This window comes from Nitrosospira sp. Nsp11 (assembly GCF_900142705.1).
In the GTDB taxonomy this organism is placed as follows: Bacteria; Pseudomonadota; Gammaproteobacteria; order Burkholderiales; family Nitrosomonadaceae; genus Nitrosospira.
Genome location: NZ_FRBV01000035.1, coordinates 1 through 1238, shown reverse-complemented (window position 1 = coordinate 1238; position 1238 = coordinate 1). Strand labels below are relative to the sequence as shown.

Genomic DNA, 1238 nt, shown 5'->3' with positions numbered 1-1238 from the left:
TGACCTGACCCCGAAATCAGTACCGGTCTAAAGTAGAAATTTCCGACTCAGTAGGCCTGCCGGGCAAGGCATTTTCCCTTGCCTGGCGGGCGAATTCAGCGGGTGTTGCCCACTGTAATGCAGAGTGGGGGCGCGTCTCATTATAGTACTGCCGCCACTCGTCAATCTTGCGCCTGGCGTCTTCTAAAGACAAGAACCAGTGCGCGTTCAGGCACTCCTGCCGCAATCGTCCGTTGAAGCTTTCCACCTTGGCATTGTCGGTCGGCTTGCCCGGACGGCTGAAGTCGAGCTCGATGTTGCGCTCATAGGCCCACTTGTCCATGACCTTGGAAATGAATTCGCTGCCATTGTCGACTTTGATAATGTTGGGCAATCCCCGCCTCGTTGCAATGCGGTTGAGCGTGTTCACGACATCTTCTCCTTTCAGGCTCTGGCCTACCTCGATGGCCAGACTCTCTCTCGTATAGTTATCCACTACAGTCAGTGCTCGCAACCGCCTGCCATCGAACAACGCATCGGCGACGAAATCCATGCTCCAGATCTGATTGATTGCCGTAACAAAGTGTTTAGGCTGGCGCAGCCGCGCCGACTTGTTGCGCTTGGGACGCTTGAGCCGTAATGACAGCCCTTCCTCCCGGTAGAGCCGGTAAACACGCTTGTGATTATCCTTAAAGCCTTCCCGCTGTAACAGGACATGTACGCGCCGGTAACCGTAGTGCACGCGGGCGGCGGCAATTTCCTTGATGCGCATGAGCAGCAATGATGAATCACGGGCGCGCGACCGGTAGACATATACCGTGCGCGACAGCTTGAGCAATGCGCAGGTCTGCCTCAAGCTGGCGCGGTAACGGTTGCGCAATTCATCAATCAGGATGCGCTTGCAGGAAGGCTTCAGAGCTTTTTTGACAGCACATCCTGCAGCATGGTCTTGTCCAGGCTCAAGTCCGCGACCAGCCGCTTGAGCTTGGTATTCTCTTCTTCCAGTTGCTTCAGCCGTCTCAGTTCGGACGGCCCCAGCCCACCGTACTTCTTCTTCCAGTTATAAAACGTGGCATCACTGATGCCCATCTTCCTGCAGACCTCTTCAACCGGCGTGCCAAGCTCGGCCTGCTTTAGCGCAAACGCAATCTGCTGCTCGGTAAATTTGCTTCTCTTCACGTCATGCTCCTTTCCATTTAAGGTCAAAATCATGCCAGAAATTCTACTTTTAAATGGTACGGTTTTGTGGGGTAGGGTCA

General features: G+C 54.4%; 1 protein-coding gene. It reads right to left on the bottom strand.

Translation table 11 applies throughout. The annotated features are described in order from the left end of the window. Window positions 1-16: 16 nt before the first annotated feature. Window positions 17-1158 (bottom strand): IS3 family transposase gene (locus BUA28_RS15295; RefSeq protein ID WP_218587278.1). Its coding sequence is split into 2 segments (ribosomal slippage): window positions 17-906 and window positions 906-1158, totalling 1143 coding nucleotides; the frame shifts between segments, so codons are not numbered across the junction. Between the last annotated feature and the right edge of the window lie 80 nt (window positions 1159-1238).